We start from the raw sequence: 20,801 nt of genomic DNA, 5'->3' as shown, positions 1-20,801 counted from the left end.
ATTAAGGCAGAGCGGCTTTTCCGTTTTTGGGCTAGTTTCTGGAAAACAGGCTAAAAACGGCTTAGGACCTATAGCCCGGAAAATACTTAATATCAAACTCCAGATAATCGTTGTCATGTCCGTTTTCTGCGGCAGTTTTGTGGTCATCAGCAATGCTCTTTATTTCCAGCAAGCCGTACACCACCCAAGAACCCATCATTGGATACTTCACTCTGAAGGCATACACATCACCCACTTGCACATTCAACACGGTGGATTTCTCTGGCCCATATTGTTTCATTGCCAATACTATCTGGTTAGGCTGGTGCCAGCTCATGCCAATGGCAGGCACTTTGACAAAAGCCACGTTCCCTTCGCCCATTTCTGGTCCAGAGGTGAAAGACGGTTCAAAACGGTTGTCATACCACTCGCGCGGGGGCATCTTGTTGGTAAGAAAGGCGAATGGGCTTAAGAAGTGCTCATCCACCAGCGCCTGTGGGGTGGGATTGTCTATTCTATAGTCACTAATGACCAAGGAATTGCTGTTAGGTCCCCAATAGTTATAGAGTTTAACTCCAGTGTATTCCTTAGGCCCAGACTTCAAAAACAGCATTTCAAAAGGCTTCCCGGTGGATGGGTCAAGGTAAATAGTACCGTCAGCGTGTTGGGGTTCTATGATTAGTATAACTGGTTGGTAGGGCTTCTGAGATTGGGGGTAACTATCTACCACATATTCCAATTCATATTCATTAGAAGTTACGCCATTGGCTTTGGAAGTGGCTTTGGTGTGCACAATTAATGGAAACTCCCTACCTACAAAATGGTCATACACCTTAAAATCCTTGATGCCTTGGTTAGTGGAAAACCGAAAGAAATAGCGAATGGTGTCGCCAGAGTAGAGTTTCATCTCAGATTCTCTGCCCACTGGCAAATAGCCCAAGTTGGTATATTTTGAATACTGTACTACCGCCGAGAGTTCTGAGTGCGGGGCGGGCGCCGGACCTTCCTGGTCATCACAGGCGGCCATCAAGAAAGGAGCGGCTACAAGCCACAACAGGTGTAAAAGTTTACGCATGGGTTTAGGTAGTAGAGCAGTATTGTCAGGCAACGTCTAAGCAAAAGCATTCAGCTGCCTTCTAACACAATGACCGGCTTCTCTCCTTTCTCCCCTATCCTATCAGAAATCTTTTAAAAAGCAGAAGCCGTTTTTAGCTTGTTTTGGTAAAAACAGGCCAAAAACGGCTTCTGCAACTATGATAATGGATTAGTCTCTCTTTGCCTTCAACAACTTGCGAAGCTCGGCCAATTCATCTCTAAACTTGGCGGCTTGCAAAAAGTCCAGTTCTTTGGCAGCGGCTTCCATCTGCTTCTCCGTTTTCTTGATGACTTTCTCCAGCTCGTCGCGCTTCATGTACTGCACCACTGGGTCAGCGGCAATGGACATGAGGCTTTCATCTGGTCCGGCGTAGGCCTTTGCTTCGCGCTTGTTAGAGTCTGCCACCGAGGTTTGGTCCATGATGGCTTCCTTGGACTTGAAGATAGTCTTAGGCGTAATGCCATGCTCCTGGTTGTACTCCATCTGCGTGGCACGGCGTCGGTTGGTCTCATCAATGGCGCGTTGCATAGAGCCCGTGATTCTATCGGCGTACATGAGCACCTTGCCATTCTCGTTACGCGCGGCGCGGCCTATGGTCTGTATCAAGGAGCGTTGGTCGCGCAGGAAGCCTTCTTTGTCGGTATCCAGAATGGCCACTAAACTCACCTCGGGTAAGTCAAGACCTTCACGGAGCAAGTTCACGCCAATGAGTACGTCAATATCGCCTAGACGCAGTTCACGCAGAATCTCCACGCGCTCCAGTGATTTCACCTCTGAGTGAATGTACTTGACCTTGATGTTGAGGCGCTCCATGTATTTGCAAAGCTCTTCGGCCATGCGTTTGGTGAGCGTAGTCACCAGCACACGATCACCACGTTTGATGCGGTTGTCTACCTCGTCTAGCAAGTCATCTATCTGGTTCTGGCTTGGCCTGATTTCAATCTCTGGGTCCAGCAAACCGGTAGGCCGAATGATCTGCTCTACAATCACGCCTTCAGACTTTTGAATTTCATAGTCGCCGGGCGTGGCGCTTACAAAAATGACTTGGTGCATGACGCTCTCAAACTCATTGAAGGTGAGCGGGCGGTTGTCCATGGCGGCCGGTAATCTAAAGCCATATTCTACCAGCGCGGTCTTGCGCGAACGGTCACCACCCCACATGGCGCGTACCTGTGGCAAGGTGGCATGACTCTCATCAATCACCATCAGGAAATCGTCTGGGAAGTAGTCCAAAAGACAGAAAGGCCGTGCGCCTGGCTCACGGCGGTCAAAGTACCGGGAGTAGTTCTCAATACCAGAGCAGTAGCCCAGTTCCCGAATCATCTCTAGGTCAAACTCGGTGCGTTCCTTAATGCGCTTAGCTTCATTGTCACGGCCTTCTTTCAAGAAATACTCGTGCTGGGCCACCATGTCATACTGGATCTCATGGATGGCCTGATTAAGCGTGTCTTTGCCCGTCACGAAGAGGTTGGCTGGAAACAGCGAGATGCTTTCCTCATCGGCTATCTTCTTGCCAGACTCGGGGTCAATGCGCTGGATGGATTCAATCTCGTCGCCCCAGAAATAAATGCGGTAGGCGAAGTCGGCGTAGGCGGGATAGATGTCCACGGTATCGCCTTTCACCCTAAATGTTCCACGGGTAAACTCCACCTCGGTGCGGCTGTACAAGATGGACACAAACTGGTAGAGTAGGTTGTTGCGGCTCACCTTCATGCCGGCCGCCAACGGAATCACGTTCTTACCAAACTCCTCTGGGTTACCAATACCATAGATGCAGGAAACGGAGGCCACCACAATCACATCTCTCCTACCCGACAGCAAAGCTGATGTGGCGTGCAGACGCAGTTTCTCTATCTCCTCGTTAATGGCCAGGTCCTTTTCAATGAACACATCAGAAGAAGCAATGTAGGCCTCGGGCTGATAGTAGTCATAGTAAGAGATGAAATACTCTACGGCGTTGTTGGGGAAGAATTGCTTGAACTCACCGTACAGCTGCGCAGCCAGGGTCTTGTTATGGCAAAGCACCAGCGTGGGCTTCTGCACTTCCTGTATCACGTTGGCCACGGTAAAGGTTTTACCCGTACCGGTGGCCCCAAGCAGTACCTGCGCGTGCTCGCCGTGATTCACGCCTTCGGTGAGCTGGGCAATGGCGCGGGGCTGGTCGCCGGTGGGTTTGAATTCTGAGGTTAGTTGAAACTTCATGCGTTCTGAAATACGGTCAAAGATAACGTATTATAACACCAGACAAAGCCAGAGAGTTTAGCCGGATGCTAAATAAACTAGTGTTTCTGATGCCCTGTCTGGAGATACGTAAAAAAGCGCCGCTTCAGAGAAACGACGCTTTCCAAGAATTTAAACATAGGACTGGTGACGCCGTGGCAGCGCCTGTATGTTAAGAGCAGGGCGTTTCCTGCACGTTTAGAATCTTGGCTTTGGGGTAAATGACGTAAATGCCATGGCAGATCTGGTCTTCTTCAGGAGAGGCCGGCACCACCGTCACATACAGGCGCGTACCCTGCACCTGGTACTTGCCCGGCAAATGGAAGGTGCTCACAAAAACGGTATCGCCTTTGGCTTCCGTGCCAAAGATAGACGCCGCGTCTTTGTTGAGGAGCGCCAGGGTAGTCCCGCACCCTTGTTCTTTCACAATGGCCTCATAGCACACAGGGGCTACTTCATCTTTTTCTTGGCAACCGGTCATGGCCAGACTACCACCCCATACTACGGCCAGGCCGTAGGACATGCGTTTTGCAATCGTACACTTCACTGTCAAGGGTGCTTATGGTAGGATGAAGGGCTGCTGCAGGCTTTCCTGGCGGGCAGTCTCTTTCACATGCTTCTTTAAAGAGACCATGAACGGCTGCGAGGTAGGCTCATGGGCTAGTACTTGTTTAATTTCTTCCTTCATCCAAAGCACCGTGCTGCCTATGTACAGGGGCACAGAAAAGATAAGCACCCAGGTGCGGGCCATTTTTGAGAAAAAGATATTCTGATGTTGTTTTCGCATTACATTCATCTTTCCACTTACATCTGTTAGACCGTCTACTCTACAAAAACCCCTACAGAGGTAGCCAAAATTGTATAGCTGCTAGAATTAAGTGTTATTTAGAAAGGCGGTATTTACCCCCTATGCTCACCCCTACCTGGTAAGGATCTGCCTGCGTCTGACTTTCCTTTAACGCAGACGAAAAGGAATAGGTAAGTTCTGGGGCCACTGTGATGCTCATCTTCTGGTTCAGTTGGTATCCGAGGCCTGCCGCCGTTACGGCCGCCCATTGCCAGGCCCTGAAGGGTGAGGTCTGGTCATCATACCTATAGCGCTTGGCCTGCACCTCTGGGTTCTCAGACTCTATGCTGTTCTGCAAAAGCAAATGCAGGTTAACCCCGCCAGACACAAACGCGAACACCCTGCTGATGCTCTTGCGGTAAGAGAGCCGCAACGGCAGGCCCACCTGCTTGTATTTGTACCTTGTGCGGTATTGCTCCGTTGGAGTAACGGCCTCCAGGTTGTTGGCGAGTTCTGGTTCAAAAGCCGCCTTGACAATAGGTTCTGGCTTGTTCACCACGGGCACCAGGGAGTTGACGCGCATCATGCCGTTGTTCTTGGTGATTAGGAATGAATGACTGGTGGTAGCCTCGTTCTGAGCATACAACACGCCAGACTCTATCTGCCAATGGTCGTTCAACTGAAAGCCAGCGGCTAGTTTTGCGGTGAATGAATAGGCCGGTGTATAGCTGTCTTTATACTCCTGAAGCGCCTGGGCATACTGCTTGTACATTTGCTGTTGCTCATCAGACATTTTCATGCCATCATGGTTGGGCGCATCACCAACGGCAATGGGCGCATAAGCATACATTGGCGTGTACGCCAGAGATACATTCCAACCTTTCAGGGAGGAAGTCTTCTCTGGAAGCACGGTTGGCGACGGCTCTGCTTCTGCTTTGGCCATCATTACTTTATCCTGGCTGTCTTGATAAAGAACGGTGGCTACTCTGCTGTTGAGCAAGGAGTCTGAGGCTAGGCCATTGGTGCTAGCAGCCGCAACCCGACTAGAAACAGCCATTGCGTTTTCACTAATAACTGTTCTCCCAGAAACCCTGGAAGATTCTCCTGATAGAGATATGGTGCCGACCTCGGAAACTTGGGAACCGCTTTGCGTTGGAGCAGAAATGGCCAGGGTCGGCGTGTTTTCTTCAGGCAAATTAGCGGAAGCGGCAGATTTTTCCTTACCAGCAGAGTTTCTTCTATTGGCGGCAATGAACCGTGAGGCAGAGCTTGTTATTGAATTTGTCTTAGTGGCAGTGCTTCTATCAGCAGACGCCATTAACTCTGAGGTTCTGGTCTGTGCAGGGTTACCTCGGTCGTTTTTGGCTTGTTTTTCAGGAATTGAGCTAAAAATGGACGCATCTTGGTTGGTGGATGCCGCCATTCTTTGAGAAGAATCTGTTTTTGGTGCCGCCGTGGCATTTTCTGTTTGCTGGTTAGCAGGGGAAGACTCCTTGGCCAGCTGCCCTTCAGGAGAGCCGGTCCAGAAAGGCAGTTGGTCTTGCTGCCATAAAAACACTCCCGTCATGAATAACAGCAACAAGCAGGCAGCCGCCACAGAGCGGTACCAAAAGGCCTGCTTGCGGTAACGGCGCAGTTCCTGGTTTTCCAGGGCCTGGTCCAGGTTGTCCCATAGCCGCGACGGTGGGGGCACTTGCGCGTCGTCAAACCCCTCCCGGAAGACGTCTTCTACGCGGCGGCTTTGCTTATTCTCCTCAGCCGATGACTCTTTCATGGTATTGGTTTTCTAGATTCTGCAGGGCTTGGCGCAAACTAGCACGGGCCCGGGAATATTGAGACTTAGAAGTACTTTCAGTAATATCCAGCATCTCACCAATCTCTTTATGTGAGAAGCCCTCAATGGCATACAAGTTAAAAACCGCCTGGTAGCGCGGTGGCAGCTCCCGTACCAATTGCAACAGCTCTTCATAGCCATGCTGGCTGTCAAAATTCTCCTGCTCAGAAGCCTCGTCCCATTCTTCGTCCTGATCTGTCACGGTCAGGTGCCGGTTGCGATGCTGGTGCTTGAGGGCGGTGTTGATGACAATACGCTTGATCCAAAACTCAAGCGGGCACTCTCCCTTAAAATTCTTGAGGTAGGTGAACACCTTTAAAAAAGCGTCCTGTAAAATGTCCTCGGCCTCAAAATCTGTGCGGGCATAGCGTTTCCCTACGGCCAGCATCTTGCCTGCATACCGCTGGTACAACAGGTGCTGCGCCTCTCGTTTTCCGGCTACGGCACCTTTGATCAGGTCTTCTTCAGAAAGAGCTTGGACAGAATGAAGTTTCAAGGGTTGGGTGGTATGGAGCTACTACTAAGTAGAGTACTTTCTACCATAAAAGGTTGCACGCCAAAGATAACCAAAGAAAAAGACTCTGCGCCTGTTCCATTTGTTTATGGCAAGAAGGTTAAGCCAGGCTTTGGAACGAGATTAGGAAAGGAAAATAAAAGCCGTTTTTGGCCTGTTTTCCAGAAAATACGCCAAAAACGGAAAGAGAATCAGCTGTTCCAGATTTGCCAGGCAGCCTCGGCCTGCAGGCATAGCATCTCATAACCATTGATGGTCTTAGCGCCCATGGCTTGCCCGCGCTTCATGAATTCTGTCACCGGTGGGTTGTACACCAAGTCATACAGATAGTGCTGCGCAGAGAGCAGTTCATACGGAATGGCCGGCGCCTCCTGCACGTTGGGATAGGTGCCCACCGGAGAGGTATTTACAATCAAGGTAGCCGCAGCCATCTGCGCTGGCGTCAACTCCTGATAGGTGATCATACCGGGCCTCTTCTCTCTTGAGACTAGCGTATACGAAATGTGGAGGTGTTTTAAAGCCGCCAGGACGGCCTTGGCAGCGCCGCCCGTTCCCAGCACCAACGCTTTTGACTGCGGATGGCAAGGATAAAACTTTTGCAGCGACTGCATGAAACCCAGATAGTCTGAGTTATACCCCACCAAAGCCCCGTGCTCAAACTTGACCACGTTCACGGCACCAATGGCGGCCGCGGCCGGGTCTAGCCTGTCTAAAAAAGGAATGATGGCCTCTTTGTACGGAATGGTGACGTTGAGCCCGTGCAGGTTGGGATGCGCCCGCAACAGCTCAGGAAACTCTGCGATGCTGTTCAACTCAAATAACTGGTACGCACTGTTCTGAATATTTTCCGCCTTAAACTTTTCTGTAAAGTAGCCTTTAGAAAAGGAATGGCTGAGTTGAAAGCCGATCAGTCCGTATAGATTGTTCACCTGCGCCAAAACCGGGTGCTATTCTACTGGCTGTTTGCCAAACTTCTGGCGCAACACCTCAATAATAGGCGGGATCACAGAAATTAGAATAATCCCGAAGATGATGAACGTGAAGTACTTCTTCACCCACGGAAGGCTCCCGAAGAAGTAGCCCGCCATCACAAACCCACCCACCCACAGAATGCCGCCAATGATGTTATACGAGATGAACTTGCTATATTTCATGGTGCCTACGCCCGCCACAAACGGCGCAAACGTCCGGATGATGGGGATAAAGCGCGCAAAGATGATGGTCTTGCCTCCGTGTTTCTCATAGTAGGCCTGCGTTTTGAGCAAGTACTCTCTCTTCAGGAAACGGTAATCTCTTCTAAATACCCGGGGTCCAAAGTAGTCGCCTATGAGGTAGTTGAGCGTGTCACCCAGAAAAGCCGCTACAAATAGAAGCACCAGCAGCCACACCACATTTAAATCTCCCTTAGCAGCAAACGCACCCGCCACAAACAGCAAAGAGTCTCCCGGTAGAAACGGCATCACCACCACTCCCGTCTCCACAAAGATGATCAGGAACAGAATGGCATAGGTCCACATGCCGTAGTCTGATATAATCTGACTCAAGTGCTGGTCTAGGTGCAGGAACAGGTCAATAAACTGGCGGAGCAACTCCATGGGATTGAATATAAAGTTGAATTGCTAGACCAGCTTGTCCAGCAATGCTTTGTCAATGAAATGGGTAAACGTATCGCCGCGCAGCCCTAACCGGATGGTCTCTAACGGGATGATCTCATTAGGAGCGATATTGCCCAGGTTCACGTTGGCGCCCAACAATTTGATAAAGAACACCTGTTGAGCTTTTTGCGGAGCCTCCCAAAGGATTTTCTCAAACGGAATCTTGGTCAGGATTTCTTCTACCAGACCACTACGCACCTCACCCGTTGACCGGAACAGACCCACGTTGCCAGCCTCACGTGATTCGCCAATCACCTTCCAGGCGCCAGCGTCCAGCTCGTCTTGCATGAGTTTGATCCACTTATAGGGAGGAATGATTTTCTCTGCGTCCTTAGAACCCACTTCAGAAAGTACGGTCACCTGCTCAGACAGAGTCCTGATGTACTCGCACTTTTTGCCATGGTCCATTTCAATGGAACCGTCAGAGACTTCGGCGAAGGTCATGTTGAACTTGTCCAGCACCCGGCGGTAGTCGTCAAACTGGTCTCTTACAATGAAGGCCTCAAACAAGGTCCCGCCAAAATACACGGGTATGCCCGCCGCTCTGTACACGTCCAGCTTTTTCTCCAGGTTAGGCGTCACGAAGGAGGTGGCCCAGCCTAGTTTTACAATGTCTGTGTACTCGCCGGCCACTTCTACAAAGTTTTCAGCTTCGCGCACGCTCAAGCCCTTGTCCATGGCCATGGTGAAGCCGCTCTCTCTAGGTTTAGCAGTGCGTTCTGGTAATTGGGAAAGGTGGTAATTCATGGAAATGCTATTTACGGTACTGGTCAATCAGGCGGGCCAGGGCTCGCTGCGACTCCAGTTCAGGAAAGAAATCGAATAGAAGCTTGTGCTTATCGAAGTCCAAAATTAGAGCATTTTCCAGATAATTATACGCTTGTTTGTATTTTCCTGCGGCCAGGCAATACGCGCACAGCCGATAATACAGCTCTGCTTCATCTGGTTGCAGTTCTACGGCGTTGGTTAAAAGATCTGCGGCCCCCTCATAATTACCTTGCTCATACAAGATGATAGACCAATTCAACCAGATATCCTTGTTCTGAGGCGCCAAGGTGCTGGCCTGCTCATAAGCCTCTACGCTGGAGATGATATTGCCCATCTGGTACTCGGCGGCGGCCAGCGCCATCCAATAATCGGGGTTCTCGGTGTAGAAAGAAATGGCTTTGCGGTAGTAATGCACGGCTTCCATCCACTTGCCCTGCAAATCCAGGATGACCCCGATTCCAAACCAGGCCTCGTCCATCTCGGGTGCCAGGTCAATAGCTTTTTGATAGTATTTATGCGCCAGGTTCCATTGAGACAGCTTCTCATAGCACTCTCCCACGTTGCAATAGATATCCGCGTTGGGTTCTGAGTGCTCAATGGCCAACATAAATGCTTCAATGGCCTTGGAGAACTCACCTAAATACACAAAACTGTTGGCCAGGTTCACATAGGCCGCCGGAAAGTCTGGTTTGATGAGGGTGGCGTACTCATAAGCACCCACGGCTTTTTCATAATCCGCAATTCTACCGTACACTAGGCCCAGGTTAAACCAAGCCATAGCCGAATACGGGTCTGCGTCTACAAACTCCTGAAAGAAGGGAACGGTATTCTCGCCCTCGCCGGTAATCTCCAGGCAGTACAGTAGTTCCTGCAGCGCCAGCTCATTTTCAATGTTGAGCTTGAGGCACTTTTTGTAATACTTGAGCGCCGCCTTGAACTTGCCCCAGCTCTGGTATGAAAGCCCTATGTTAAAATAGATGTCGTCGCGTTCCTCAATTAACTCGGCTGCCTGTTTAAAGAAGTCTATGGCCGCCCCAAAATCACCCTTCTGGTTGAAGATGATCCCTTTGGTCAAAGGAATGTCTGCTGAGTCTGGGTCTATCTGGGTGACGTCTTCCACTATGGCCAGGGCCTCGTCAAAAGCACCCAGCATGGCCAGCACCTGCGCTTTGTCCACCAGAATCTCAGTAGAAAACGGATATTGTTCAATGGCTACGTCACAGGCCTTGAGGGCTTGGGCGTAGTTGAAGTTATTGGCGTAATGGTCTATAATGGTCTCAAAATCTGAAAGATCAAAAAATGCAGAACCATTTGTTTCCAGCATTTGCTCAAACCTGGCAATCAGGTCCAGCTCTTCCCCGGAAAGTTCATCAAAATTATCGTTCATCTAAAATAGTCTCAACTTGGGCACAGTTGCCTGTGCGCACCTCAATTCACCCGACAATGGTATTTTAGGCGTCTGCCTTTTGTATCTCTTGCTTTAATCGCAGGCAGCACCAGTCCAGTGTTTCTTCCAGCGGCCTGAACTCCATGCCCAGCGCTTTCTTCACCTTCTCATTGCTAAAAAAGTGCCTTTCCTTGGCTACCCGGGCCGTATCTTTGGTGATCAGCGGCTTAGCGCCTGTAACACTGCCACGCAGTGCTTCCAACCGCCATAGTACCTCTGTTAACCAACCGGCCACCTTAATTGTTGGCGGCTTTTTCCCGAAGCATTGGGCTGCTCGTTCAAAGAATTCCTGGTAGGTGATCTGGTGGGCGTTTAAAATAAATCGATTACCCCAGTGCCCTCCCTCCATTAAAAGAGTCATTGCTTTCACAACGTCTCTCACATCTACAAAGTTAGCGTATCCTAGGGTATAAAAAGCATGTTCCTGCCACGCGTATTTGAAGAGTTGCGTACTGCTCCTATTCCAGTCTGCCGGTCCCAACACAATGGACGGGTTCACGATCACCGCCTGCAAGCCTTCTGAGATGCCCCGCCAAACCTCTACCTCTGCTGCGTATTTTGAAAAAGCATAGGCAGAACGCTCTTCGCCTGGGTCCCATTTGGCTTCTTCAGTGATAATAGTGTCTCCCTTCTTGCGGTTGACGGCGGCAATGGAACTGACATGACACAGTGCCACCCCCGGAAACTGCAGACAGGCATCTACCACATTGGCCGTGCCCTCCACGTTTATCTGTTGCAACAAATCCTTGTCTTGGGGGGCATAGGACACAAAGCCAGCGCAGTGATACACGGCCTGTACTTTTGCCATCAATGACCGCAACAACACTGGGTCCAGGATATCTCCCTCTACCCAGGTGATGCCAGGCGCCTCAACCTGTGGAATGGTATTTCTATACAAGGCAGACACCTCATATCCTTCTGCCTGCAGTTGTTGCAGTAAGAACTGACCAATTAGGCCACTGCCACCGGTAACAAGCGCTTTTTTCAAGGAAATGGATTAGAGGGTGTTATTGAGCAGGGGCAATTTCAAGGCTTGTGCCAGCAATGGGTCTGTCAAGGTACTTTCTAACGCCCTAAGGTGCCTCATGGAGTGCGTGTCTGTCCCTAAGAACTCCACTGCACCCCGCTTGATCAACTGCTCTGCCACCATTCTGGCTCCTTTGGAGTAGTAGCCGTTAATGGAGTTGGTATTTATCTGAAACAAGACTCCCAATTCCCGCAGGCTAAGCAGTTCTTCTAAGCGGCCGTAGAAATAAGTATACCTTTCTGGGTGCGCCAAAACAGGCATGAACCCAGCAGCTTTTAAAGAGAAGATGGCTTGCTTTAGATGTGCTGGCTCATTGATATAGGACGTCTCCAGCAGGAGGTATTTTCTATCACCGCCGAAGGATAGAAGCTCTTGCCCCTCTTCCAGTTTGGCCATGAACCATTCATCCAGGTAATACTCAGCCGCGCAGGATAGCTCTAAAGTCAAACCAGCCGTTTGGGCAGCCTGGGACAGTTCCTGTAGTTTCTCTCTAATTCCTTCTGGTGTGTTCTTGAAGAAATCCCCCATGACGTGAGGCGTCATGCAAAGCTTCTTAAACCCAAGCGCCTGCAACTTCTCCATCATTTGAAGGGAGTCCTCCACGCAACTGGACCCATCATCTATGCCGGGCAGCAGATGGGAATGCATGTCTGTCACCAGACTCGCGTAAGAGGTTGTCGCAGAGGTCTTGGGTTTCTGCAAAAAGCCACGCAGTGGATTCCACATACCCTTAGCTGAACATAGATTTTATACGACTGGCCAAGGTAGGCTTTTCTTCTTCTTCATAATACCCGTAACCATAGCCATACCCGTAGCCATAGCCATACCCGTAGGAATAGCCATACATATTGGTACTTGGGGCATCATTTAGGATGGTGGCCATGTTGGTAAGATGGTTAGTCTTCATGATTCTGTCCACCCCTTTCAAGAAGGCTTTCTTAGAGTAGTTGGCCCGCACAATAAACAATGGAATGTCAGCTTTCCGCATGATCAACACCCCGTCTGTCACCAAGCCCACCGGCGGACTATCAATCAAGACGACGTCATACTCCTGATGGAGCTCTTGCAGAATCTCATCAAACCGCTGCCCCATGATCAGCTCAGAAGGGTTTGGCGGCGTTGGGCCCGCAGAGATGAAGTCAAAATTCTCAATAGAGGTTCTCTGGGTAGACTCGGCAATGGTATGTTTTTCAATGAGAATGGTGCTCATGCCTTTGATGTTTTCCCCATCCAAGGCAATGTGCACCTTTGGCTTCCGCATATCCAAATCCAGTAAGACCACCCGTTGGCCAGACATGGCAATGATTCCTCCCAAATTAGTAGCCACAAAGGTTTTACCTTCCCCACTTATGGTGGACGTCACAGAGATAAGGCGCTTCTTTTTAGAAGAACTCAAGAAGTCCAAGTTGGTCCGGATAGAGCGCACAGATTCACTTAACGCCGATTTTGGATTTTGATTTACCACCAACTTAGAGACAGGCATCTTCTCTTTGCTGTAAGAAGGAATAACGCCAAGCACAGGCGCGCTGGTGTTACGCTCCAATTCACGCACACTGGTCACCGTATTGTGCATGAGGTACCTGGCTCCAATCAAGCCTACTCCAAAAAATAACCCAGCTGCCACGCCAATAGCATAAATAATCATGCGATTGGGATAGATAGGACTTGACTCATTTGGCAAACTGGCCGGAGACAGAATCTGGAAATCTGGGATAGTCCCTGCCATGGAAATGCCAAACTCCACCCGCTTCTCCATAAGCAATAGGTAGAACTTCTCATAGATTCCAAGAATCCTGATCAATCTTGCCCGCTCCGTTTCCTTAGAAGGCATTTGCATGATTTGACCGGTCAACAGAGATTGGTTGCGGTCAATGTTGGAAATCTGGTCTTGTATGTACCCCCGGCCCTCTTTCAACAACGTGTTGATTTTTTCCTGGGCAAACTTAATCTGCTGATCTAACAGGCCTACCGAGAGGGTATTGCCTCTAGCAGTGGTAAGTACTTTACGGCGCTGGGCCTGCAAGTCATTTAATTCCGTTAAGAGTTGAGCCAATTGAGGGTCTTGTTGCTCCTGTAATTGCAGACTGGAGATGACAGCCGTCAGATCATCATCTTTCCGGATGCGCTGCTGAATATCACCTAAAAGGGAGTTCCTGAAACGCAAAGCGTACTTTTCCTTTTCCAGTTCCTGTATCTGAGACATGGCCCCTTCCAAGCCGGCCTTTACGTCATAGGATTTATTTTGCTTCACAAAATACTCCATGTCAATCTCGGCCTTTTGCAGGTTGTCCTGGGTTTCCTGTAACTGGTTGGTCAAGAATTCAATGGTCTGCTGGCTGGCCTGGTTGGTTCTGGAAAGCTTTTGTTGTAGGTAAACCGTGTCAATCTTGTTGACAACATCCCTGGCCTTCTCTCTGTTGAACTCCTTAAAAGAGATAGAAATGGTCTTTGCCTCTGGGTTGAGGACAGCTACTGTGAGATTCTCATTCAAATATCGTTTCAGAGCACCATTGCTGTGAACAATAAAATAGAAGCTCTCACCAATATGGTTGGTGTTGAAACGGGAGTTGGTATATACAACCAGGTTGTTCCCAGATAGGGTGATTGGGGTGCCTACGGTGTGCGCCTTAGATTTTTCCCCTTCTTCGCCAATCTGAGTTGTATAAGTAGTACGGGATTCAAAGTTGACGTAAATCTTTTGATCATAGAGGTCGAAGTTGGTAGAGTCAAACGTAACCCGGAACGGGCTGTCATTGTACAACTCTACCTCCAAAACGCGTGCTTCTACATGGTAGCTGGTCTGGAGAGGCATGTTCTTCTTGAGGCGGTCATACACCAGGTCAGACTTAATCAAGTCCACTTCCCCTTGCAGTTTGCCCAAATCAGACTCCATGCCAGCGCCAGGCAGTTCAAGGACCTTTGCCTCTGTCTGTTCTTCTAGTTTTATAACAGAAGAAGACTCATAAACTTTCTTAGTATATCTTAAGAACAGGTAAGACCCCGTCAATCCTAACAAGACGAGTAACAACACCCATGGAATACTTCTCCGAACGACATGCCAGAGCGTAACTAAATCAATGCTTGACCCGCTATCTTCCTCTTCTAATTCTGCATTGCCTGTGTGATAATCCAGTTCATCCAGATTATTGCCAGCTTTCACACTCATGAACTCTATCTTTAATTGAGTAAATTTTCTATTACCAGATACGTGGTAAGGATATTAGAGAGGGCACCAAGTACTGTCAAAGCATCTCTTAACGATTCATTAAAGACCCTCCGTACAGGCTCAACATAAATGACATCATTAGGCTGTACCCAAATATTGGCTCTCTGCAAACCTTGTACCGTAGATAGATCAATAATCTCCACGCTGGGGTTGTCTGAGGCCACATTACGGATCAAACGAATGTTGTGCGCTTTTCCGTTATCTGGCACACCCCCTGCCAAGGCAATCACCTCTACAAGGTGCATGCTCTCATTGTTTAAAGGAATCACCTTTCCACCTGTAGCCCCCAACACCACCACCCGTCTACTCACTACCTTGGTGTAAACATAGGTCTCCTTGTAATAAGTTTCGAATTGGGTTTGCAATAGGCTATCTACTTGAGAAACGGTCAGGCCGTCTACCTTCACATAGCCCACCATAGGCACTTTCACCTCGCCGTTGGGGAGCACATTATAATCCGGGTCTTCAATCTGCTGGCCTTGCTGTGATACTCCGCCTCTCCCTGACCCGCTGGTGAGTTCTTGCCTTAAAAAATTGTTGGGGTCAACCAGAAGCTCACCCTTGTTAGTGAATATCTTAATCTCTAAGATATCATTAGGCTGCACCCTGTAGTTCTTGCTGGCCTCAGCGGCTGAGGCCCTTAACACGTCTGCGTTCACGTTGCCATCTGTCTGAAACATGATGTTCTGCCGGTAGACGTTACACCCGAATAACTGGAACAGCAATACCAAAGGAAGCAATCTTAATAAGAGTTTACTCATGGAGAGGTCAGTAGATTAAGGACAATAGCGGCTTTTAACAGAAATGAACCAAACATGCATAGCAGGAAGACCCAACTACAAAGAAAGGCAAAAGTAATGGGTACGCCAAAAACGAGGTCGTCTTCCGGTCTTGCGTACTTATACGCGTGAAAAAAGTTGCTTCTATTAAGAATAAGCTTAATCAGAGCTCTTGTAGTCAGTAAGGTCCGTCCCAAGTACTCATCATAAAAGCTAACTTACGTTAGCTTTGCATCGGAAAAATTCGTAACTAACACCCTTATTCTAAAGAATTCAAACCCGCACACTATTCTATGCAACTCACTTACAATGAAAATCAGCAAATGATTGCGGAGATGATCCGTGATTTTGGAGCCAAAAACATTAAGCCAGACATGATGAAATGGGACGAGTCACAGGAGTTTCCCGTGCACGTCTTCAAGAAACTGGGTGAATTGGGATTAATGGGTGTGCTGGTGCCGCAGGAATACGGAGGGGCTGGTTTTGGCTACTTAGAATACGTGACGGCTATTGCAGAACTCTCCAAGATAGACGGTTCTATTGGTCTGTCCATGGCGGCACATAACTCACTATGTACGGGCCACATCCTGCAGTTTGGCAATGAGGAACAGAAACGCAAGTGGCTGCCTAAGTTAGCTACCGCTGAGTGGATTGGTGCCTGGGGACTCACGGAACCCAACACGGGCTCTGATGCTGGCAACATGAAAACGGTGGCCGTTAGAGACGGTGACCACTGGGTGCTGAACGGTGCCAAGAACTTTATCACGCACGGCAAGTCCAGCAACATTGCGGTTGTGATTGCCAGAACTGGTGAGGTAGGTGACTCGCATGGCATGACGGCTTTTGTGATTGAAAAACCTACTGAAGGGTTTACCGCTGGTCGTAAAGAAGATAAACTGGGCATGCGCGCCTCAGAAACCACGGAATTGATTTTCCAGGATTGCCGCGTACCTAATGAGAACGTCTTAGGCCAGGTAGGTGACGGCTTTATTCAGTCCATGAAAGTATTGGACGGCGGCAGAATCTCCATTGCCGCTCTAAGTCTGGGTATTGCTCAAGGCGCCTATGAAGCAGCTTTGGCGTATTCTAAAGAGCGTCATCAGTTCAATAAACCTATTTCTCAGTTTCAGGGGATTGCCTTTAAACTGGCAGACATGGCCACTGAGATTGAGGCTGCCGCTTTGTTGACCTACCGTTCTGCCGCCATGAAAAACAGAGGCGAAAACGTGAACAAGGAGTCTGCCATGGCCAAGTTATATGCCTCTGAAGTATGCGTACGCGTAGCCAATGAGGGCGTGCAGATTTTTGGCGGCTATGGCTACACCAAGGATTATCCGGCAGAAAAATACTACCGCGACTCCAAGTTGTGCACCATTGGCGAGGGAACCTCAGAAATTCAGAAACTGGTTATTTCCAGAGCCGTATTAAAATAATTGCAACAGGTATTGACAGTCAGATATTTTGTAAATATCTTTGCAGTCCTTAAAACAATTGACTTTAAACTCAATCTATAATATGATTATCGTAAACGTAAAGGATAACGAGTCTGTAGACAAAGCCTTAAAAAGATTCAAAAAGAAATTTGAGAGAACTGGCGTTCTGAAAGAACTTCGTGCCAGAACTTTCTTCCTAAAGCCTTCTGTGAAGCAGAGAAAGCAGAAAGAAAGAGCTGTCTACAAGCAACAACTGTTCGCCAACGACAACTACTAGGCTTTATCCATACAACCTACGAGGTAATTCCATAAATTAGTGGACAGACTTTTAAATAAGTCGTTTACTGATTTATGGAATTATTTTTTAAATACCTACAGTACGAGAAACGGTTTAGCCCGCACACCGTCACCTCTTACCAGACAGATCTACTGCAGTTTCAAGAATATCTGAAAGAGACCTACGAGCTCACAGATATCAAAGAAGCCAACCATGGCATTATCAGGTCCTGGATTGTCTCTCTGGTGCAGAAAGACTTAGACAGCCGCACCATCCACCGCAAGATTGCCTCGCTTCGCTCCTATTTCAAGTTCCTGCTCAACCGGGGCGAAGTAGAACAGAACCCCACCCTCAGAATCAAAGCTCCTAAACTGGCTAAAAAACTGCCGGCCTTCATTCCAGAAGAGTCCTTCACGCAGCTGCTGGACCAGGGAAATTTCACCGATGATCTAAAAGGCCATACAGAACGCCTCATCCTGGAGCTTCTCTATGGCACGGGCATGCGTCTGGCAGAGCTCATCGGGTTAAAAATCAATGACGTAAATCATCTGGAAGGCACGATTAAGGTCCTGGGAAAGGGAAACAAGGAGCGTATCTTGCCCTTAAATTCATCCATCAAAGGAGCATTGGAAAGGTTTTTGGAAATCAGGCGCGCGCAGGACACAGATAACAATTCGCCAGCTCTCTTCGTTACCGATAAAGGACTCCCGCTCTACCCCAAGTATGTGTACCGGGTGGTGAAGAAGTACATGAGCACCGTTTCCACGTCTTCCAAAAACAGTCCGCATGTGCTTCGTCACTCCTTTGCCACGCACTTGTTGAACAGGGGCGCAGATTTGGGAGCCATTAAAGACCTGCTGGGCCACGCCAGTTTAGCGGCCACGCAGGTGTATACTCATAATTCCATTGAGCAACTCAAAGCCGTCTTTGAGAAGGCTCATCCCAAAGCGTAATAAGTACCACTTAAAGTAGTAAACTATGAAACTGCAAATCCAATCCGTGCACTTCACCGCCGACCAAAGCCTGTTAGATTTTCTGCAAAAGAAACTGGATAAGCTTGATACCTTTTATGACAGAATCATCAACGGCGAAGTAATCCTGCGCGTGTCCAAGCCAGAGTCACATGACAATAAGCTGGTAGAGGTGAAACTGTTTGTTCCTGGCGCCACGCTGTTCTGCAAAGAAGAAGCCAACAGCTTTGAAAGTGCCACAGACAAGGCGGTAGAAGACATGAAGAAACAATTGATCAAACATAAGGAGAAGTTGGCTACACACTAAGATCTCCTCACTTTCTTGCATAAAAAAAGAGCCCCGTTTTGGGGCTCTTTTCATTAAAACAGGCTAAAAACGACAATTATAAGTTAAAAGCGGCTTTGATCTTGTCCACATAGTCCAGCTTCTCCCAGGTAAACGTCTCAAACTCACGCACCTCAGTAGTTCCGTTCACGGTGTATTCCACTTTCTTCACTCCGGCTTCACGGCCCATGTGACCATACGCGGCCGTCTCAGAGAAGATGGGGTTCTGCAACCCGAAACGCTTGATGATGTCATACGGGCGCATTTCAAACAGTTCGTTCACCTTGTTGGCAATCTCACCGTCTGTCATAACCTCACCGTTGGCGCCTTTTACCTTGGTTGTACCGTAGGTGGTCACGTACAAGCCAACCGGTTCTGCCACGCCAATGGCATACGCCACCTGTACCAATACTTGATCAGCCACACCAGCCGCCACCAAGTTCTTTGCAATGTGACGCGCTGCATACGCCGCAGAGCGGTCTACTTTAGAAGAATCTTTACCAGAGAAAGCTCCGCCGCCGTGAGCGCCTTTGCCGCCATAGGTATCCACAATAATCTTACGACCGGTCAAACCAGTGTCCCCGTGCGGGCCACCAATCACGAATTTACCAGTGGGGTTGATGTGGTAGGTGATGTCATCTGCAAACAGGTCTGCGGTACGCTGTGGCAGTTTGCTTTTTACGCGCGGAAGCAGAATGTTCAACACGTCTTCCTTGATGCGGGCCACCATGTTAGACTCAGCCTTTTTAGAAGCTTCGCGGTCATTGGCGTCAGAAAGCTCAAACTCATCATGCTGCGTAGAGATCACAATGGTGTCAATCTTTTCGGGCACGTGGTTGTCTGAGTACCTAATGGTCACCTGAGACTTGGCATCTGGACGCAGATACGTCATCTCTTTGCCTTCCTTCCGGATGGCGGCCAACTCTTTCAACAGCAGGTGGGAAATCTCAAGCGCCAGAGGCATGTAGCTGTCGGTCTCGCTTGTGGCGTAGCCGAACATCATGCCTTGGTCACCGGCACCCTGGTCTTCTGGGTTCTCGCGCTCCACGCCTTGGTTGATGTCACCAGACTGCTCATGAATGGCAGAGATAACGCCGCAGGCCTCAGCGTCAAACTTATATTCAGATTTGGTGTAGCCAATACGTTTGATCACGTCACGGGCTACTTTTTGTACGTCTACATATGCCTGAGACTTCACCTCGCCGCTCAGCACCACCAAACCAGTGGTTACCAGGGTCTCACAGGCAACTTTGGATTGTGGGTCTTGCTTCAGGAACTCATCTAACAGTGCGTCAGAGATTTGGTCGGCTACTTTGTCTGGGTGACCCTCAGAAACCGACTCAGATGTAAAAAGATAAGGCATCTCTTAAAGATTAATATACAAAGTTGAGTTGCAGCGCTAGATAGCGCGCCGCAAGAGGCAAAATTACTCTAATTGCCGGAGATGCAAAAACTTGAGTGATAAATACCCCGCCTCCTACAGCGTAACCAGCCAAGGCCGGGCCTCGTTTTTGGCCTCTTTTCTGGAAAACAAGCCAAAAACGGCAAACTCTTACTTTCAGGGGCCGGCAAACCTTTTGGCCAAGTGACCGTTTCAAGAGCAGCAAAAGCAGTATGTATATTTACCTATATTTTATGAAACGACACCTTTGTACGCTTGTTCTGGCTCTAACGGCCCTTACACAATCCTTTGCGCAATCATCATCTCCCTATAAAACCTCCTTTAAAGTAGACGCCCCCGTAACGGCGCTGGGCATGGGCCTGAGTGGCCTGGGCCTTTATTTAATGCAGCAGAAAGACCCGTTCACAGAAACAGAGGCCATGAACCTTTCTAAGGACGATGTGAATAGCTTCGACCGTTTTTCTGCGGGCAACCACAGCGCCAGCGCCAAGAAGGTGAGTGACGTCATGCTGTACAGCTCCATTGCCGCCCCTGCGCTTTTGTTGATTGACCAGGACATTTCACAGAACGCCGGACAGATGCTGGCCCTGTATATAGAAACCATGTCGGTGACGGGTACCTTGTTCACCATGGGCTCCGCCGCTTTACCCAGAACCAGACCCTTGGTGTATGACAAATCTGGCGCGGTCCCTTTGAGCGAAAAAACCCGGGCCAATGCCCAAAACTCGTTTTTTGCAGGCCACACGGCAGCAGTCTCTACCATGACCTTCTTTACGGCCAAGGTATTCCATGATTACAATCCAGACTCGCCCGCCAGACCTTATGTGTGGGCCGGCGCTGCCCTCATTCCTGCCACGGTAGGTTACCTTAGGTTAGAAGCTGGAAAGCACTTCTTGAGCGACAATATCTTAGGATTTGGCGTAGGAGCGGCCGTGGGTATTCTGGTGCCTCAACTGCACAAGGTCAACTCCAACATCTCCCTGGCCCCAGCGGCCATCCCCATTCAAGGCGAATCTGTAGATGGCGTAGCGCTGTCTTATAAGTTCTAAGACGCTTTTTAG

The 20,801-nt window shown here is 49.1% G+C and carries 20 protein-coding genes; 5 read left to right on the top strand and 15 right to left on the bottom strand.

Features of this window, described 5'->3' with window-relative positions; translation table 11 throughout:
* Nucleotides 1-61 precede the first annotated feature (61 nt).
* From GU926_RS15040 to GU926_RS14975, 14 genes are all read right to left on the bottom strand, one after another.
* Nucleotides 62-1,054: a hypothetical protein gene (locus GU926_RS15040; RefSeq protein ID WP_160693319.1), complete on the bottom strand. Its 993-nt coding sequence runs from the start codon at nt 1,052-1,054 to the stop codon at nt 62-64.
* Nucleotides 1,055-1,243: 189 nt separating this feature from the next.
* A complete protein-coding gene (gene uvrB / locus GU926_RS15035; RefSeq protein WP_160693317.1) occupies nt 1,244-3,277 on the bottom strand; it encodes an excinuclease ABC subunit UvrB in 2,034 nt (677 codons plus the stop codon).
* 190 nt (nt 3,278-3,467) lie between these two features.
* Nucleotides 3,468-3,818 (bottom strand): hypothetical protein, encoded by a 351-nt coding sequence (locus GU926_RS15030; protein WP_160693315.1) that lies wholly within the window; start codon nt 3,816-3,818, stop codon nt 3,468-3,470.
* A gap of 36 nt (nt 3,819-3,854) precedes the next feature.
* Nucleotides 3,855-4,082, bottom strand: coding sequence for a hypothetical protein (locus GU926_RS15025; protein WP_160693313.1), 228 nt, complete (start codon nt 4,080-4,082; stop codon nt 3,855-3,857).
* 94 nt (nt 4,083-4,176) lie between these two features.
* A complete protein-coding gene (locus tag GU926_RS15020; protein ID WP_160693311.1) occupies nt 4,177-5,856 on the bottom strand; it encodes an outer membrane beta-barrel protein in 1,680 nt (559 codons plus the stop codon).
* Nucleotides 5,837-6,412: an RNA polymerase sigma factor gene (locus GU926_RS15015; RefSeq protein ID WP_232058351.1), complete on the bottom strand. Its 576-nt coding sequence runs from the start codon at nt 6,410-6,412 to the stop codon at nt 5,837-5,839. Before GU926_RS15015 ends, GU926_RS15020 begins: the two co-directional genes overlap by 20 nt.
* A 209-nt stretch (nt 6,413-6,621) precedes the next feature.
* Nucleotides 6,622-7,359, bottom strand: a complete 738-nt coding sequence (locus GU926_RS15010; protein WP_160693309.1) for a shikimate dehydrogenase family protein — start codon at nt 7,357-7,359, stop codon at nt 6,622-6,624.
* Between the two features lie 18 nt (nt 7,360-7,377).
* The gene (locus GU926_RS15005) at nt 7,378-8,025 is read right to left on the bottom strand and encodes a DedA family protein (RefSeq protein WP_160693307.1); all 648 of its coding nucleotides are present in this window, start codon (nt 8,023-8,025) and stop codon (nt 7,378-7,380) included.
* A gap of 24 nt (nt 8,026-8,049) precedes the next feature.
* Nucleotides 8,050-8,832, bottom strand: a complete 783-nt coding sequence (locus GU926_RS15000; RefSeq protein ID WP_160693305.1) for a phosphosulfolactate synthase — start codon at nt 8,830-8,832, stop codon at nt 8,050-8,052.
* Between the two features lie 7 nt (nt 8,833-8,839).
* Nucleotides 8,840-10,240, bottom strand: coding sequence for a tetratricopeptide repeat protein (locus tag GU926_RS14995; protein WP_160693303.1), 1,401 nt, complete (start codon nt 10,238-10,240; stop codon nt 8,840-8,842).
* Between the two features lie 64 nt (nt 10,241-10,304).
* A complete protein-coding gene (locus GU926_RS14990; RefSeq protein WP_160693301.1) occupies nt 10,305-11,288 on the bottom strand; it encodes an NAD-dependent epimerase/dehydratase family protein in 984 nt (327 codons plus the stop codon).
* A 9-nt stretch (nt 11,289-11,297) separates the two neighbouring features.
* Nucleotides 11,298-12,053 carry a tyrosine-protein phosphatase gene (locus tag GU926_RS14985; protein WP_160693299.1) on the bottom strand — a complete coding sequence of 252 codons (756 nt, stop codon included), beginning with the start codon at nt 12,051-12,053 and terminating at the stop codon, nt 11,298-11,300.
* 4 nt (nt 12,054-12,057) lie between these two features.
* A complete protein-coding gene (locus GU926_RS14980; RefSeq protein WP_160693297.1) occupies nt 12,058-14,493 on the bottom strand; it encodes a GumC family protein in 2,436 nt (811 codons plus the stop codon).
* Nucleotides 14,494-14,504: 11 nt separating this feature from the next.
* Nucleotides 14,505-15,314, bottom strand: coding sequence for a polysaccharide biosynthesis/export family protein (locus tag GU926_RS14975; RefSeq protein WP_160693295.1), 810 nt, complete (start codon nt 15,312-15,314; stop codon nt 14,505-14,507).
* A gap of 311 nt (nt 15,315-15,625) precedes the next feature.
* Between GU926_RS14975 and GU926_RS14970 the strand changes: the two genes are divergently transcribed.
* The 4 genes from GU926_RS14970 (at nt 15,626) to hpf (ending at nt 18,320) form a co-directional block, all read left to right on the top strand.
* Nucleotides 15,626-16,765 (top strand): acyl-CoA dehydrogenase, encoded by a 1,140-nt coding sequence (locus GU926_RS14970; RefSeq protein ID WP_160693293.1) that lies wholly within the window; start codon nt 15,626-15,628, stop codon nt 16,763-16,765.
* An 82-nt stretch (nt 16,766-16,847) separates the two neighbouring features.
* Nucleotides 16,848-17,042, top strand: a complete 195-nt coding sequence (rpsU, locus tag GU926_RS14965) for a 30S ribosomal protein S21 (protein ID WP_160693291.1) — start codon at nt 16,848-16,850, stop codon at nt 17,040-17,042.
* Nucleotides 17,043-17,116: 74 nt separating this feature from the next.
* Entirely contained in the window at nt 17,117-17,995 is an 879-nt protein-coding gene (locus tag GU926_RS14960) for a tyrosine-type recombinase/integrase (protein WP_160693289.1), read from the top strand.
* Between the two features lie 25 nt (nt 17,996-18,020).
* Nucleotides 18,021-18,320: a ribosome hibernation-promoting factor, HPF/YfiA family gene (gene hpf, locus GU926_RS14955; RefSeq protein ID WP_160693287.1), complete on the top strand. Its 300-nt coding sequence runs from the start codon at nt 18,021-18,023 to the stop codon at nt 18,318-18,320.
* 76 nt (nt 18,321-18,396) lie between these two features.
* On the opposite strand, the gene metK is transcribed toward hpf, so the two are convergent.
* On the bottom strand, nt 18,397-19,701 hold the full coding sequence (gene metK, locus GU926_RS14950; RefSeq protein ID WP_160693285.1) for a methionine adenosyltransferase: 1,305 nt from the start codon (nt 19,699-19,701) through the stop codon (nt 18,397-18,399).
* A 272-nt stretch (nt 19,702-19,973) separates the two neighbouring features.
* Between metK and GU926_RS14945 the strand changes: the two genes are divergently transcribed.
* Complete coding sequence (locus tag GU926_RS14945) at nt 19,974-20,789, top strand: phosphatase PAP2 family protein (RefSeq protein WP_160693283.1); 816 nt, start codon at nt 19,974-19,976, stop codon at nt 20,787-20,789.
* Nucleotides 20,790-20,801 lie beyond the last annotated feature (12 nt).

Origin of the sequence: Nibribacter ruber, assembly GCF_009913235.1 — a bacterium.
In the GTDB taxonomy this organism is placed as follows: domain Bacteria; phylum Bacteroidota; class Bacteroidia; order Cytophagales; family Hymenobacteraceae; genus Nibribacter; species Nibribacter ruber.
Note: the sequence above shows the minus strand (reverse complement) of the source record. Positions and strands in the feature narration are given on the sequence as shown.